The organism is Stenotrophomonas riyadhensis (genome assembly GCF_040256885.1).
GTDB classification, from domain to species: Bacteria; Pseudomonadota; Gammaproteobacteria; order Xanthomonadales; family Xanthomonadaceae; genus Stenotrophomonas; species Stenotrophomonas riyadhensis.
This window is the reverse complement of sequence record NZ_CP155568.1, coordinates 3697830-3713142: the sequence shown is the minus strand read 5'-3', so window position 1 is coordinate 3713142 and position 15313 is coordinate 3697830. Positions and strand designations below refer to the sequence as shown.

The 15313-nt window shown below is 67.8% G+C and carries 14 protein-coding genes; 12 read left to right on the top strand and 2 right to left on the bottom strand.

Annotated features, from left to right (window positions below):
- The first annotated feature begins 7 nt into the window (after positions 1-7).
- From SriyCCGPB3_RS17200 to SriyCCGPB3_RS17160, 9 genes are all read left to right on the top strand, one after another.
- Entirely contained in the window at positions 8-937 is a 930-nt protein-coding gene (locus SriyCCGPB3_RS17200) for a DUF58 domain-containing protein (RefSeq protein WP_350259550.1), read from the top strand.
- A complete protein-coding gene (locus SriyCCGPB3_RS17195) occupies positions 934-1383 on the top strand; it encodes a DUF4381 family protein (RefSeq protein WP_350259549.1) in 450 nt (149 codons plus the stop codon). The genes SriyCCGPB3_RS17200 and SriyCCGPB3_RS17195 overlap by 4 nt, the downstream gene beginning before the upstream one ends.
- Positions 1380-2384 carry a vWA domain-containing protein gene (locus SriyCCGPB3_RS17190; RefSeq protein ID WP_110713440.1) on the top strand — a complete coding sequence of 335 codons (1005 nt, stop codon included), beginning with the start codon at positions 1380-1382 and terminating at the stop codon, positions 2382-2384. The genes SriyCCGPB3_RS17195 and SriyCCGPB3_RS17190 overlap by 4 nt, the downstream gene beginning before the upstream one ends.
- On the top strand, positions 2381-4219 hold the full coding sequence (locus tag SriyCCGPB3_RS17185) for a vWA domain-containing protein (protein ID WP_350259548.1): 1839 nt from the start codon (positions 2381-2383) through the stop codon (positions 4217-4219). The genes SriyCCGPB3_RS17190 and SriyCCGPB3_RS17185 overlap by 4 nt, the downstream gene beginning before the upstream one ends.
- On the top strand, positions 4216-5931 hold the full coding sequence (locus tag SriyCCGPB3_RS17180) for a BatD family protein (protein ID WP_350259547.1): 1716 nt from the start codon (positions 4216-4218) through the stop codon (positions 5929-5931). The genes SriyCCGPB3_RS17185 and SriyCCGPB3_RS17180 overlap by 4 nt, the downstream gene beginning before the upstream one ends.
- A 57-nt stretch (positions 5932-5988) precedes the next feature.
- Positions 5989-7308: a dicarboxylate/amino acid:cation symporter gene (locus SriyCCGPB3_RS17175; RefSeq protein ID WP_110713434.1), complete on the top strand. Its 1320-nt coding sequence runs from the start codon at positions 5989-5991 to the stop codon at positions 7306-7308.
- Between the two features lie 215 nt (positions 7309-7523).
- Positions 7524-9521, top strand: coding sequence for a transketolase (gene tkt, locus SriyCCGPB3_RS17170; RefSeq protein ID WP_350259546.1), 1998 nt, complete (start codon positions 7524-7526; stop codon positions 9519-9521).
- A gap of 308 nt (positions 9522-9829) precedes the next feature.
- Positions 9830-10108, top strand: coding sequence for a type II toxin-antitoxin system RelE/ParE family toxin (locus SriyCCGPB3_RS17165; protein WP_350259545.1), 279 nt, complete (start codon positions 9830-9832; stop codon positions 10106-10108).
- Between the two features lie 11 nt (positions 10109-10119).
- Positions 10120-10425: a HigA family addiction module antitoxin gene (locus SriyCCGPB3_RS17160; protein ID WP_014038309.1), complete on the top strand. Its 306-nt coding sequence runs from the start codon at positions 10120-10122 to the stop codon at positions 10423-10425.
- 88 nt (positions 10426-10513) lie between these two features.
- On the opposite strand, the gene SriyCCGPB3_RS17155 is transcribed toward SriyCCGPB3_RS17160, so the two are convergent.
- Together SriyCCGPB3_RS17155 and SriyCCGPB3_RS17150 are read right to left on the bottom strand one after the other, a co-directional pair.
- Positions 10514-12466 carry an acetyl-CoA hydrolase/transferase C-terminal domain-containing protein gene (locus tag SriyCCGPB3_RS17155; protein WP_350259544.1) on the bottom strand — a complete coding sequence of 651 codons (1953 nt, stop codon included), beginning with the start codon at positions 12464-12466 and terminating at the stop codon, positions 10514-10516.
- A gap of 34 nt (positions 12467-12500) precedes the next feature.
- Positions 12501-13058, bottom strand: coding sequence for a flavin reductase family protein (locus SriyCCGPB3_RS17150; RefSeq protein WP_350259543.1), 558 nt, complete (start codon positions 13056-13058; stop codon positions 12501-12503).
- A 118-nt stretch (positions 13059-13176) separates the two neighbouring features.
- Here SriyCCGPB3_RS17150 and SriyCCGPB3_RS17145 point away from each other — a divergent pair, with 118 nt between their 5' ends.
- From SriyCCGPB3_RS17145 to SriyCCGPB3_RS17135, 3 genes are read left to right on the top strand one after another with little or no spacing between them, the layout of a single operon-like run.
- On the top strand, positions 13177-13542 hold the full coding sequence (locus SriyCCGPB3_RS17145; RefSeq protein ID WP_010484077.1) for a BlaI/MecI/CopY family transcriptional regulator: 366 nt from the start codon (positions 13177-13179) through the stop codon (positions 13540-13542).
- Complete coding sequence (locus tag SriyCCGPB3_RS17140; RefSeq protein ID WP_350259542.1) at positions 13535-14743, top strand: M56 family metallopeptidase; 1209 nt, start codon at positions 13535-13537, stop codon at positions 14741-14743. The genes SriyCCGPB3_RS17145 and SriyCCGPB3_RS17140 overlap by 8 nt, the downstream gene beginning before the upstream one ends.
- A complete protein-coding gene (locus SriyCCGPB3_RS17135) occupies positions 14740-15303 on the top strand; it encodes a hypothetical protein (RefSeq protein ID WP_197611747.1) in 564 nt (187 codons plus the stop codon). The genes SriyCCGPB3_RS17140 and SriyCCGPB3_RS17135 overlap by 4 nt, the downstream gene beginning before the upstream one ends.
- The last annotated feature ends 10 nt before the right edge of the window (positions 15304-15313 follow it).

The window sequence follows — 15313 nt, the reverse complement described above, 5'->3', positions numbered from 1 at the left end:
CCTGCGCATGACCGATCCGTCCCTGGAACCTGCATCCAACGCCAGCGATGGCGACGGGCTGCGCCCGCAGCTGTCCGAACTGGTGGCGCTGCGCCGCCTTGCACAGCGGCCGCCACCGCAGCGCCGTGGCCGTGCGGGCAACGCCGGGCAGGCGCCGTCGCCGCTGCGTGGGCGCGGCATGGAATACGCCGAGTCACGCGAGTACGTGGCCGGTGATGATGCGCGGCATATCGACTGGCGGGTGACCGCGCGGACCGGCCGTGCCCACACCAAGCTGTTCCAGGCCGAGCGCGAGCGGGTCAGCCTGATCGTGGCCGATACGTCGCCGGCCCTGTATTTCGGCACCCGCGTACGCTTCAAGTCGGTGCAGGCCGCGCGCGCGGGCGCCGTCGCCGCATGGTCGGCGCAGCGTCGGGGCGACCGCATCGGTGCATTGCGCGGCAGTGATCGTGAGCCGCCCATCGCACCCGCCGGCGGCCCGCGTGGCGTGTTGCGCGTGCTCGATGCACTCACCCGCTGGTATGCACAGCCGCCTGCCGATGACCTCGGCCTGGAGCGCGCGCTGGACCACGCCGCCCGCGTGCTGCGCCCGGGTGCGCGCATGCTGGTGCTGGCCGATCCGCAGCAGGCCATCCGCATTCCACCGGCGCGCTGGGGCGCGCTGGCCCAGCACCATGACCTCAGCCTGGTGCTGCTGGTCGATCCGTTGGAGATGCGGCCGCCCTCGGCCGCGCTGCAGTTCCAGACCGCGCAGCAGCGCATCGGTCTCGACCTGCGCCGCAGCGAGGTGCAGGCACATTGGCAGGCGCACTTCGTCGAACCGTTGCAGGCGCTGCGGCGCCAGCTCGGCGCACGCCGCGTCGACGTGCAGGTACTGTCCACCGATGCAGCCAGCGACGCCTGGCTGGCGCCGTCACCGACCGAGGTGCCGGCATGAGCGCGAACCTGCCGCTGCGCGACGTGCAGCTGCCGCCCGCGCCCTCATGGTGGCCGCCGGCACCGGGCTATCTGATGATCGCAGGTGCGGTCCTGCTGGTGCTGCTGGTGGTCGCATTCTTCGGCTGGCAGCGTCGCCGTCGCCGCCAACGCTGGTTGCAGCTGTTCGACCGGGAGCTGGCATCGACCGCCGATGCTGCTGCGGAACTGGCGGCGATCGCAGGACTGCTGCGTCGCGCCGCACGTCAGGCACGGCCCGGCAGTGAATCCCTGCGCGACGACGCTTGGTGGCAGCGGGTGGATCCGCAGGGCACGTTGCCCGATGCCCGCCGCAGCCTGCTGGCCGAAGGGGCCTACCGTCCACGCGTTGACGCCAGCGAAGTGGGCGCCGTGCGCAGTTGGGCGCGCGAGCGCTATCTGGCCATGCTGCTGGAGCGCCGTCGATGAACCTGCTGGCGAGCTACTGGCCGTGGCCGGACCTGCAGCTGGCGTGGCCGCTGGCGCTGCTGGCGTTGCCGTTGCCATTGCTGATGCATTGGTGGAAACGTCGTGCTGATCCGGGCGCCGCGCTGCGCGTGCCATATGCGGCCACCGAACTGGAAGCGCTGGCCGGTGGTGGACGCGTTGATGTGTCGTGGCTGCGTACGCTGCTGCTGTGGCTGGGCTGGTGCGCGCTGTGCATCGCGCTGACCCGTCCGCAGCAGTTGGGTGAGGCAGTCACGCCACCGCAGGAGGGCCGGCAGATGATGCTGGCGATGGACGTGTCCGGCAGCATGGGCGAGGGCGACATGGTGCTGGGCGGGCAGGCGGTCGATCGCCTCACCGCCGCCAAGGCCGTGCTGGCCGACTTCCTCGACCGCCGTGCCGGTGACCGCATCGGCCTGCTGGTGTTCGGCGACCGCGCTTACACACTCACGCCGCTGACTGCCGATCTGGCCAGCGTGCGCGACCAGTTGCGCGACAGCGTGGTTGGTCTGGCCGGGCGCGAGACCGCCATCGGTGATGCCATCGGCCTGGCGGTGAAACGCCTGCGCAGCCAGCCCGAAGGCCAGCGCGTGCTGATCCTGCTGACCGACGGCGTCAGCAATGCCGGCGTGCTGGAACCCCTGCGTGCCGCCGAAGTCGCGCGTGCCGAGGGCGTACGCATCCACACCGTTGCGTTTGGTGGCGATGGCAGCATGCGCCTGTTCGGCATTCCCATTTCCGCCGATCAGGACCCGGTTGACGAGGCCACCTTGAAGAAGATCGCGAGCATGACCGGTGGCCAGTTCTTCCGCGCCCGCGATACCGTGCAGCTGGCCGGCATCTATGCCGAACTGGATCGGCTGGAGCCGATCGCGGCGAAGGGGCCGAGCCTGCGCCCGCGCGAAGAACGCTATGCATGGCCGTTGGGCCTGGCGTTGCTGCTGGGCGCATTGGCCTGGCTGTGGCCGGAGCGACGCCGATGATCGCATTGGCGTCGAATCTTCCTGACTGGAACGCGCTGCACTTCCTGCGCCCGGAATGGCTGTGGGCCTTGCTCGCGTTGCCAGTGATCCTGGTGCTTGCGCTGTACCGGCAGCGACGCAGCGATGTGTGGCGACAGGCGGTGGATGCACACCTGTTGCCGCATCTGCTGGCTGCCGGAACGCGCCGTCGTGCGCGCCTGCCGTGGGCACTGCTGCTGGGCTGGACGCTGGCCTCGCTGGCGATGGCCGGACCGAGCTGGCGCCAGCAGGCGCAACCGATGTTCCAGGCCAGCGCGCCGTTGCTGGTGGTGCTGGACCTGTCCAGCCGGATCACCGCCACCGATCTGCCGCCCTCGCGCCTGCTGCAGGCGCGGGCCAAGGTGGGTGAACTGCTGCGCGCACGCCAGGGCGGACAGGTCGGCCTGGTGGTGTATGCCGACGATGCCTATACCGTCGCGCCGCTGACCGACGACGGCAGCAATGTTGCGTTGTATCTGGATGCCTTGTCGCCCGATGTGATGCCGCGCGAGGGCCAGCGCGCCGACCGCGGCATCGACTGGGCCACCCGGTTGATGCGGCAGATTGCTGCGCCGCAGGGGCAGATCCTGCTGGTCACCGATCAGGCCGACGGTGAAGCGACGCTGGCGGCCACGCAGGCGCGCAGTCTCGGCATGCAGGTGTCGGTGCTGGGCCTGGGCACGCCAGCCGGTGCCGCCTATCGCGACAGCAGTGGCCAGATCCGCCAGACCGCGCTGGATGAAGGCAGCCTGCGCGCGCTGGCCACGGCAGGCGGTGGGCGCTATGCGCGCATCGCGGCCGATGACAGTGACCTGCGCGCACTGGGCGTGCTGGATGCGCGCGAGGGTACGGCAGCGCAACGGCCGGGCGAAGGCAAGCAATGGCGTGACGAGGGCTTCTGGCTGCTGCCGCCGGTGATGCTGCTGGCGCTGCTGGCCTTCCGTCGCCGCGCGGTGCTGGCCGCCGTGCTGGCGGTTGGCCTGTTGCCGTGGATGACGGATGTACAGGCACAGACGCCTGCTGCACCGTCTTCGCCGCCCGTGCAGGGCACCCTGTGGAAGCGCGCCGACCAACTGCAGCACCAGCGCCTGGCCGAAGGCGTACAGGCCTACCGCAATGGCGACTTTGCCAGTGCACGCAAGCAGTTCGAAGGCATCGACAGCGATGCAGGCTGGTACAACCTGGCCAACGCGCTGGCACGCCAGGGCAACTACGATGAGGCCATCGCCGCCTACGACCGCGCGCTGGCACTGCATCCCGGCATGGCCGATGCGGTGGCCAACCGTGCCGTGGTCGATGCCGCGCGCAAGCGCAAGCAGTCGGGCGGGCAGGGCCAGGATCAGCAGAAGCCGCCGCAGAACGGCCAGCAGACGCAGCAGGACGATTCGCGGGGCAAGCAGAACCCGCAGGGCCAGCAACCGCAGCAGGGCCAGCAGGATCCCGGCCAAGGGCAGCCGCGGTCGGGCCAGCAGGGGCAGCCCAAGGCGGGTGACGACACATCCCAGTCGAGCCCGCAGCCCGGCGAGCGTGGCCGCGATGGCCAGCAGGCACCGCCGCAGGTGGAAGATGCCAAGGCACAGGCGCAGGCCGACCAACAGCAGCGCCAGCGCATGCAGCAGGCAATGCAGCAGGCGCGCGAGGGCAAGGCTGACAAGGACGGCAAGCCGGTGCCGGGCAGTGAGGGCAGCACCCCGCGCCAGCGCGAGGAGCAACAGGCGGTGGAGGCGTGGATGCGGCGCGTACCGGATGATCCGGGTGCGCTGTTGCGGGCCAAGTTCCAGCTGGAAAACGAACGCAGGAAGAGGGAAGGGCGATGACGCGGGCGATCAACATGCACGGGCGCTGGCCATTGCAGGTACTGGCGGCACTGCTGCTGTGGCTGCCGCTGCTGGCCTGGGCGCAGCCGCGTGCCTGGCTGGACCGCGACCGCATCGCGATGGGCGACACGGTCACTCTCAATGTCGAGAGTGATCAGGGCGCGCCAGACTTCACACCGCTGCGTACCGACTTCGATCTCAGCGGGCAGACCAGCAGCCGCCAGGTGGAGTGGAGCAACGGCAGCATGCAGCAGCGCAACCTGTATGGCGTGGCGCTGACGCCACGGCGCAGCGGCGCGCTGGTGGTTCCGGGCCTGCAGGTGGGCAGCACGCGCACCGCGCCGCTGACCCTGCAGGTGGATGCGGCCGTCGTGGCCGGTCCGGACAGCAATGCGATGGCCTTCATCGAGACCGTGGTCGATGACGAGACGCCTTACGTGCAACAGAGCGTGGGCGTGGTCGTGCGTCTGTACTTCGCGTCGCAGCTGGCGTCGGGCGAACTGGTGCTGGATACCCCGGCGGGTGCGTCGCTGCAGCGGGTAGGTGACGACCGCACCGATGTGCGCCAGGTCAACGGCCGCCGCTACAACATGGTCGAACGCCGCTTCCTGCTGATTCCGGAGCGCAGTGGTGCGTTGCGCCTCGCCGGTGCCCGCTTCAACGGGCGCAGTGCCGGCGGTTTCTTCGATGACTTCTTCGGTGGCGGCGACGGCCGCATGAATGCCACCGGTGCGGACCGCACGCTGCAGGTGCAGGCACAACCGGCACAGGCACCGCAGCCATGGCTGCCGCTGCAGAGCCTGCAGCTGCGCTACACCAGTGCGCCGACCAGCGCCCGCAGCGGTGAGGCCGCCAACGTGGTGGTCGAAGCGGTTGCCGAAGGCGCGACCCGCGCGCAGTTCACCGATCTGCCGGTGTCGGACGTCGGCAACGCTGCGCAGGTGTTCGCCGAACCGGCACAGTACGAAGAGACCTTCAACGGCAGCACGCCGCGCCTGAAGATCACCCGCCGCTATTCGATCGTGCCGCGCCAGCCGGGTTCGCTGGTGGTGCCGGGGCCGCGCCTGCCCTGGTGGGACGTGCGCAATGGCAAGGCACAGGAAGCGAAGCTGCCGGACCTGACGTTGGTCGTCGCCGCGGGTAATGGGGGTGGCACGGCCACACCGGCACCGTTGCCGCCGATCGACACCGATGCGGCGCTGCCCGGTGCCGATGGCCAGGACAGCCGCATCGCGGCGGCCGATCCACGCGCTAGTGGCCTGGCCGAACGTCCGTGGCCATGGATGGGCGCCGCCATCGGCCTGGCATTGCTGTGGCTGTTGACCCTGCTGTGGGGCTGGCAGCGTGGCCGGCGCCCGCGTGCAGTGGCGCCTGTGGCGGGCAAGCCCGCTGTGCCGACTGTGGCGAGCGGGCGTGCCGGCCTGGCCGAACTGCGCCGGGCGCTGGATGGCGAAGGCTTCGACCAGGTGGAAGCACAGCTGTGTGCGATGGCCGGCGTTGAACGCATCGAGCAGGTCATCGCGCGGCTTGAGGATGCCGCCCAGCGCCAGGTGCTGCAGGACCTGCAGCAGGCGCGCTGGGGCGGGCAGGGTGATCTGGCGCCGCTGCGTGTGCGCCTGCGCGAGGTCTTCCGTGACGGACCGCACTGGTCGGCGGCTACGGGCACCGCCGACACTGGCCTGGCGCCGCTGTATCCGCCACGGCGAACCTGAACCGGCGCCGCTTGCGCGCTTTGTTAGAGTGCATTCATTTTTCGAGGAAACCCGCGTATGACAGCAGCTGCTGCCGACAAGAAGAAGTTGCCCCTGCATTGGAAGATGGGCATCGGCTTTGCGATCGGCCTGGTCCTGGGACTGATCGTGCACGCCCTGGGCGGCAGCGTCGATGGTCTGCAGGCCGGTGCCAAGTGGGTAATGGACTACGTCACCACCCCGGCGTCGGGCCTGTTCCTCAATCTGATCTTCATGCTGATCGTGCCGTTGATCTTCTCGGCGCTGATCATGGGCGTGTCGGAAATGGGCGACATCCGCGCCCTCGGCCGCATCGGCTGGAAGACCCTGGCCTACACCGTGCTGCTGTCCGGCATCGCCGTGGGCATCGGCCTGGTGCTGGTCAACCTGCTCAAGCCGGGTGCCGGCGTCGACCCGCAGGTCGCCGCGATGATGCTCTCTGAGAACGCCGAGCGCAGCAAGGAAATCGTCGCGGGCATCCATGGCACGCCGAAAGGCATGGACATGCTGCTGTCGATCGTGCCGAGCAACGTGCTGCAGGCGGCGTCGGACAACGGCGCGATCCTCTCGCTGATGTTCTTCGCGCTGATGTTCGGCATCGGCATGGTGCTGACCGACAACGAGAAGGTTGCCCCGCTGCGCCGCGCCATCGAAGGCGTGTTCGAAATCTCGATGACCCTGATCAACCTGGTCATCCGCCTGGCCCCGTATGCGGTGGCCTGCTTCATGTTCAACCTGGCCGCACTGTTCGGCTTCGAGCTGATCATCCGCCTTGGTGCCTACGTGGGCGTGGTGGTGCTGGCGCTGGGCCTGCACATGATCGTGACCTACGGCACCGCGGTGTGGCTGTCCGGACGTTCGCCGCTGTCGTTCTTCCGCGATACCCAGGAAGCGACGGTGATGGCGTTCTCCACCGCGTCCAGCAACGCTACCCTGCCGACCGCGCTGCGCGTGGCCGACCAGATGGGCCTGCCGCAGCGCGTGTCGCGCTTCGTGCTGACCGTGGGCGCCACCGCCAACCAGAACGGCACCGCGCTGTTCGAGGGCGTGACGGTGATCTTCCTGGCCCAGTTCTTCGGCGTGGACCTGAGCATCGGCCAGCAGATCATGGTGATGGCGGTCTGCATCCTCGGTGGCATCGGCACGGCCGGCGTGCCGTCGGGCTCGCTGCCGGTGGTGGCGATGATCTGCGCGATGGTGGGCGTGAACCCGCTGGGCATCGGCCTGATCCTGGGCGTGAACCACTTCCTGGACATGTGCCGCACCGCCCTGAACGTGACCGGCGACCTGGCCCTGACCACCCTGGTGGCCAAGGGCGAATCGCACGACGGCCCGGCGCTGGGCCCGCAGCAGGACTGAGTCCAACGCCACTGCTGGCGACCTGATCGGGGTCGGATTCCTTTCCGCAGGGAAAGGGCTCCGACCCCGTTTCACATGCGGAATCCGGCGGAGGTGACGACGTTGCCGGGCAGCGGCCGGCACGACCGGGCAAGGTGAACCGACCCCCCGCCCGGCGACTATGGGACAATAGGCCGCCCGCACGTCCGCGGCCGCCTCCCGATTCCGACAGAACCATGACGCAGCCTACCCGTCGCCAGTTGGCCAACGCCATCCGCTTCCTTGCCGCCGATGCGGTTGAAACCGCAAAGTCCGGCCACCCCGGCATGCCCATGGGCATGGCCGACATCGCCGAAGTCCTCTGGAACGACTACCTCCGCCATAACCCGAGCAACCCGCACTGGTTCAACCGCGACCGTTTCGTGCTGTCCAACGGCCACGGTTCGATGCTGCAGTACGCGCTGCTGCACCTGAGTGGTTACGACCTGCCGATCGAGCAGCTGAAGCTGTTCCGCCAGCTGGGCAGCCACACCGCCGGCCACCCGGAACGCCACGAGACCCCGGGCGTGGAAACCACCACCGGCCCGCTGGGCCAGGGTTTCGCCAACGCCGTGGGCTTCGCCCTGGCGGAGAAGCTGCTGGCACAGCGCTTCAACCGCCCGGAGCTGGAAGTGGTCGACCACCGCACCTGGGTGTTCATGGGCGATGGCTGCCTGATGGAAGGCGTGTCGCATGAAGCCGCTTCGCTGGCCGGTACCTGGGGCCTGCACAAGCTGGTCTGCTTCTGGGACAACAACCACATCTCCATCGACGGCAATGTCGAGGGCTGGTTCACCGACAACACCCCGGAGCGTTTCGAGGCCTATGGCTGGAACGTGGTGCGCGATGTCGATGGCCATGACCCGGAAAGCATCAAGGCCGGCATCGAGGCCGCGCTGTCGCAGAGCGACAAGCCGACCCTGATCTGCTGCCGCACCACCATTGGTTTTGGTTCGCCGAACAAGGCGGGCAAGGAATCCAGCCACGGCGCCCCGCTGGGCAAGGACGAACTGGAAGCCACCCGCAAGCAGCTGGGCTGGGAATACGGTCCGTTCGAGATCCCGCAGGCGATCTACGACGGCTGGCGCGCCAATGGCGCCGGTACGCTGCGCCAGGCCGAGTGGGAGCAGCTGTTCGACAAGTACGCCAGCCAGTACCCGGCTGAAGCATCCGAGCTGACCCGCCGTTCGCACGGCGAACTGCCGGCCGACTTCGTTGCCAAGGCCGATGCCTACATCGCCCAGGTGGCCGCTGAAGGCCCGACGATCGCCTCGCGCAAGGCCTCGCAGCTGGCCATCGAAGCCTATGCCCCGCTGCTGCCGGAAATCGTCGGCGGCTCGGCCGACCTGGCGCACTCCAACCTGACCCTGTGGAAGGGCAGCAAGTCGGTGGCCAGCGACGACGCCAACGCCAACTACGTGTACTACGGCGTGCGCGAGTTCGGCATGACCGCCATTGCCAACGGCCTGGCCCTGCACGGCGGCTTCATTCCGTTCGACGCCACCTTCCTGGTGTTCAGCGACTACGCCCGCAACGGCGTGCGCATGAGCGCGCTGATTCCGGCCCACGCCATCCACGTCTACACCCACGACTCGATCGGCCTGGGCGAAGACGGCCCGACCCACCAGCCGGTGGAGCACCTGGCCTCGCTGCGCTACATCCCGAACAACGATGTGTGGCGTCCGTGCGATGCGGTCGAGTCGGCGGTGAGCTGGAAGGCTGCGATCACCCGCCAGGACGGCCCGAGCTGCCTGGTGTTCAGCCGCCAGAACCAGCCGCACCAGCCGCGCAACGCCGAGCAGATCGCCCAGATCGAGCGCGGTGGCTACGTGCTGGCCGATGCCGCCGGTACCCCGGACGTGATCCTGATCGCCACCGGTTCGGAAGTTTCGCTGGCGACCGAAGCCAAGGCCCAGCTGGACGCGGCCGGTATCAAGACCCGCGTGGTCTCGATGCCGTCCACCGACGTGTTCCTGCGCCAGGATGCGGCCTACCGTGAATCGGTACTGCCGAACGCCGTGCGCAAGCGCGTGGCGGTGGAAGCCGGTGTCACCGGTTTCTGGCGCCAGTTCGTCGGCCTGGACGGTGCCGTGATCGGTATCGACACCTTCGGTGCCTCGGCCCCGGCCGACCAGCTGTACAAGCACTTCGGCATCACCACTGCCCACGTGGTGGAAGCCGCCAAGGCGCTGTAAGCAGCCTCGCGAAGCAGGAAGGGAAAGGCCGGCGCAAGCCGGCCTTTCTCGTTGCCGGAAGAAAAAGGGGACGGAGGGGATTAAGTCGTTTTTGCACAAACGACTTAATCCCCTCCGTCCCTTTTTTTGTCCGGCATGTTGCCCCCCGCGGCACCAGTGTCGCGTTGGCCTCTTCATCTGACCTGCATTCCTTGCGAAAAGGAGGGCCTGCCGAGGTACCCCCGGAAGTAGTCATGGACAAGAAGAGCGGCGCAGAAACCCATGGTGGATTTGCGGGGGTGTAAGGTGATGCCTTACACTGGGGCCGCATGATCGTCAGCTTCAGGCACAAGGGCCTGAAAGCGCTCTATGAGCGGGGCGACATTTCCGGAGTCCGTGCCGATCATTTCGCTCGGTTGCGGCGTTTGCTTCTGCAGCTGGATCAGGCACGCGTGCCTGGGGACATGGGGCTGCCCGGAAATCGCCTGCATCCCCTGCGCGGGAGCTATAGCGGCTACTGGGCTGTAAGTGTCTCGGCGAGTTGGCGATTGGTGTTCCGCTTTCGTGGGCTCGACGTCGAACTGGTCGATTACCTTGATTACCACTAGGAGTCTGCTCGATGCCGTTGCATGATCCGCCGCATCCCGGGGAATCGCTGCGCGAAGACATCCTGCCAGCGATCAGTATGTCGATCAGTGCGCTGGCGCAGCATCTTGGCTATTCGCGCGGACAGCTGTCGACGATCATCAACGGGCACGCGGGCATCTCCGCGGAACTCGCATTCCGCCTTGAGCTTGCAGGTCTGGGCAATGCCCGCATGTGGCTGGCGATGCAGGCGGCATATGACCTGTGGCAGGTCGAGCATCGAGCGCATCCACCGATTGCCCGTCTGTATCTTGAGGATGCAGTGAGGATAGAGCGGTAGATCCACGCCATGCGTGGATGAGAAAAAGGGGACGGAGGGGATTAAGTCGCATGTGCACAAACGACTTAATCCCCTCCGTCCCCTTTTTTCAGGCGGTGCGTGCCAGTGCGAGGCGCAGCAGTCGCGCGTCCAGGCGCTCGGCGAAATCCTTCGGGGCCTGCAGGCCCATGCGCTGCAGGTACACCGCATCGCCGTCGCCAGCCGGTTGGCGCAGCGCTGACCAGACGGTACGCAGCTTGTCGCCACGGGTCTGCGTGTTGGCCTTCAGCCAACCCAGCGCCTTCACCAGCACCTGCTCGATCTCGTTGAAGTCGCTGCCCAACGGATAGTCGGGCAGGCTGCCATCGGTGCGGAATGGGGCCAGTGCCGCGGCCAGTGCCTGCGGCGTGTTGCGCTGCTGATGCTGTGGATCCGGCTGCGTGGCCGCCAGCAGCTTGCGCGAGGCGTGTGCCTGCTGCAGCAGGCCACCCTGGAACGGGGCCTCGGTGATCGCGGTCATCGCATGCACGCAGTCCTCGTCGGTCAGGCCGCGCAGATCGGCGATGCCGTATTCGTTGAGGTAGATGTCGCGCAGGTGGCGCGGGATGGTGGTGTGCCCGTAGTTCCAGCGCACGTTGGATTCGCGCCGGCCCTTGTCATCGCGCGCCGCGCGGAACATCAAGACGCTGCGGGCTTCCGGCAGCGCATGTGCCATCGCCACGAAGTTGTACTGGCCGCCCACGCCGGACACCACGCGGCCATCGTCCAGCGCATCCGACACCGCCGCGCCCAGCGCGGTGGCCATCATGCAGGAGTTGAAGAAGCGCGCATGGCGGCGCTGCAGGCGCTCCAGCGTCTCGTTGCCGCCATACAGCTGGTTGATTTCGCTGATGCGGCGCATGCCGATCGCACGGCATTCGTCTTCCGGCAGCGTGCGCAGCCACTCGTAGAACTCCGGCGAGCCCAGGTAGAACGCGCCGTGCAGGTACTCGCCCTCGGCCGCCAGGGTGGCGTGGTCGATGGACAGCGTGCTGCCGTTCTCGATGCGCTGCATCAGCGCCAGGTCGTCGTGCACCTTGCGCTTGATCACCCCGGTCTGCACCAGCCGGCGGAAGCCTTCGTTGAGCATTTCGCTGCAGCCATACAGGCCGACCTCGAACGGATCCAGTCCGCCGATTTCCTGCACCAGCGGGTGGCTGGCCAGCTGTGGATCCAGCGCATGCAGCACGCGGCGGTAGCGGGCGTTGTCGGTGTGGCGCAGCACCAGCGCATGGCTGAGCGCGTCGGCCAGCGTGCCGATGCCGATCTGCAGGGTGCCGCCATCGCGCACCAGCGTGCTGGCGTACAGGCCAATGGCGTAGTCGGCATCGCCGACCGGCTGCCGCGGCAGCCCGAACAGCGCCGGGTACGGCGGCGGTGGGGTGATCACCAGATCGAAGAACGACACATCGACCGTCGCCGAGCCCCCCAGATAGGGCAGCTGGGGATCGATCTCGGCGATCATCAATGGGCGCGGCAGGCCGCGCGCGGTCATCGCATCCAGCGTGTCCTGGGTGATGTCGTTGTTGCACGACAGCGAGAGCCGGCGGTCATCCGGGCGCATCGCCACCTTCTGCACGATCACCTGCGGCGCGCGCTGCGCTACGGCATCGGCGGCGTGGGTGTAGTTCAGGCTGGTATAGCTGGACTGCGCTTGGCGCGAACCGAGCAGGGCGCCGGACTGCATGTAGAACTCTTCCACCTGCACGTGCGCCGGCAGCGCGTCGCGCGCGATCGCATCGGCATAGGCCAGGCGAGGGAAATCGTCGCCGAAATGGCGCTGCGTGAACGGCGCCATGAAGCGCGCTTCCAGGCCGTTGCCGCGCGCCTTCGGCGGGTTCAACGACAGCGCGGTATACAGTTGTAGCGGCCGCGAGGGATCGTGTTCGACGCGTGCGTAGAGGGCATTGAGCAGCCGATGCGGCTTGCCCAGTGCCAGCGGTGCCCCGATCCGCAGCGGCCCGTCCACGCGCGCAAACAACCAATCGACGGCGGCGTCCAGGTCGGTGAGGTGTTCGGTCATGCGCGGCGGTCCTGCGTGTGGGGGAGTGCGGGCATTACAGCATGTCGGGCTTGAACCGCCGTCGACGCGAGACTTCCGCACCGGACACCATGAACTGCCCATCGCCGCGGTAATGCACCGTGCGCGGCAGCTTCGGCCGTGGCGCCACGTGGGCGCGCACGATTTCCCAGATGAACAGGTTGTTCGCTGCGACCTGGCTGTCGTCGTAGAGGCGGCATTCGAAGCAGGAATGACACTGCCCGACCAGCGGTGCGCCAACCTCACGCGCGGGCTGCGCATCGAGCCCGAAACGGGCGAATTTGTCGACCTCGCGGCCGCTGCAGTTGCCGATGTCCACGACGGTATCGAGCAGTTCCACCCCCGGCACGTTGATCACGCATTCGCCGCTGCCGCGCGCCAATGCGTGGCTGTGGTTTTCGCGCCACAGGTAGGTGGCGACCAGCGAAGGCGACATGCCCATCACCATGTGCCAGCCCATCGTCATCAGGTTGCGTTGGCCACGCCACGCCGTGCTGACCAGCACGATCGGGCCGGGTTCGAGGAAGCGGCGGGCGTGCTCGACCGGGACGTCCTTCCTGGGCAGCGCTTTCATCCGGGGCCTGGGGCGGGAGGCATCGATGCTGGCGCAGGTGCGATGAACCTGGAGTCGAGGGGGTTGACAAGGCTTTCGATTACGCGCGTAATCAAATCGTCGATTACGGATGTAAATCATGACCCCGATCAGCGAAGCCGAAGCCGTTGTGATGGAGGTGCTCTGGCAGCAGGCACCGCGCAGCGCCGACGACGTGGTGGCCGCGCTGGCCCACCGTGACTGGGCCGAGCCGACCATCAAGACCCTGCTCAATCGCCTGCTGACCAAGGGCGCGATTGCTGCCGAGCGTGATGGCCGGCGCTACCTGTACCGGCCGTTGCTGCAGCGCCAGGCGTGGGTGGAGGCGCAGAGCCAGGACTTCATCGGCCGTGTCTTCGAAGGGCGCGTTGCGCCGTTGGTCGCGCACTTCAGCGAACGCGGCCAGTTGAGTGCGCAGGACATCGCCGAACTGAAGAAGCTGATCCAGGAGCTGGACCATGACTGAGCTGCTCAACGGAGTGTGGCAGGCCAGCCTGTGGTTGGCGGTGGGCGTGGTCCTGCTGGCGGTGATGCGGCCGCTGCTGGTGCGATTGGGGGGCGTTGCGCTGGCCTATCGCAGCTGGTGGCTGCTGCCGATGCTGCTGCTGGCACTGATGCTGCCGTTGCCGCAGGTGGCACTTCTGGAGCATGTGCCGACGTTGCCGCTGAAAGTGGTACCCGGCGCCGTCGAAGGCATGGCGGGGCAGTCGCTGCCGTGGGCCGGGCTGTTGCTGCTGGCATGGACGCTGGGGGCGGTCCTTTGTCTGCTACGCGATCTACGTGCGCAGCGGCGCTTTGAACGTGGCATGGGCCAACTGTGTGCACGCGCAGATGGCAGCTGGCAGGCCAGCGCTGATCCCGGGCTGCCCGCGCTGGTCGGCCTGTGGCGTCCGCGCATCGTGGTAGGCCCGGACTTCGACCAGCAGTTCACCGCACAGGAGCAGGGCCTGATCCTGCAGCACGAGCGCAGCCACCGTCGCAATGGCGATCACTGGGCCAATGGGGCGCTGCTGATGGCACGCGCGGTGTTCTGGTTCCACCCGCTCGTGCCATGGGCTGCACGCCGCTTCCTGCGGGACCAGGAACTGGCCTGCGATGCCCGCACCATTGCCCCGCAGCCTGCGCTGCGCGGTCTCTACGCCAGCACGCTGCTGAAGGCGCAGCTGGTCCATCCGGTTGCGCCAGCGGTCTGCCATTGGCGCAGCCAACCCGTGTTGAAGGAGCGTATCGCCATGTTGAAGCAGTCCAAGCGGAAGGCATTGCCGTGGGTGTCGGGGCAGGTGCTGGTGGTCGGCTTGTGTCTGGGAATGGGCGCGGTGGCGTGGGCCAGCCAGGGCGGAGGCGCGGGAGGCGCGGGAGGCGCCGCAGGGTCCGTCATGGACCGGGAGATCCAGGTCGACAAGATGCCGCCACCGTCCTATCCGAAATCTGCGGTCGAGCAGCGCCAGGTGGGCGTAGTGAACCTGCGCGTGGAAGTGGACGCCCAGGGCCATCCCAACGACGTCCAGGTGCTCAGCGCCACCAATCCGGGGGTGTTCGACGCGGTGTCGATCGCCGCAGCGCGCAGCTGGACCTATCGTCCGGCGATAAAGAACGGAAAGCCCGTTGCAGGGGCTGTGAAGATTCCGATCACCTATGCCATGGACAACACCGAGGACTCCCAGTGAAGACCGCGCCGCTGTTGATGATGGCGGCGCTGTTGGCAGGATGCGCGACCCAGGACCGGCTGACCACCGTGGATACCCGCAGCGAGAATGTCGGCCATCAGCGCCTGCAGCCGCAGGCCGGTGGCGGCAGCGGGCAAGTGCAGACGTATTCGCTGGGTGCGAGCGAGGGCTACCGGATGCCGCAGCTGCACGTGGCACCGGATCCGCAGGTTGGCGATCGCGACCCGCGTGCGGAACTGGCGCCGACCACCATCTGCCTGCAGGTGGTGGTCGATGCGCAGGGCAGCGTCGAACGCAGCGTGCCGCTCACCGATCGCCCGGAGTGCGCGGCAGGTGCTGCAGGTGAAAATGCGCCCTTGCTGCAGGCCGCGCAGGAGGCGGTTGCGATGTGGAAGTACTCGTCCGCCGCGGTCTGCCACTTCGCACCCGGCAAGGTGCCAGCTGATCGCGGCGACTGCCGCGGCGCCGAGCGCGTCGAGCCGGTGGCGGTCACTCTGCAGTACGCCTTCACCTTCGAGGTCGTGAAGGGGCAGCATGTGGTGCGCACGCAGGGGAAATGAACGCCCGCGA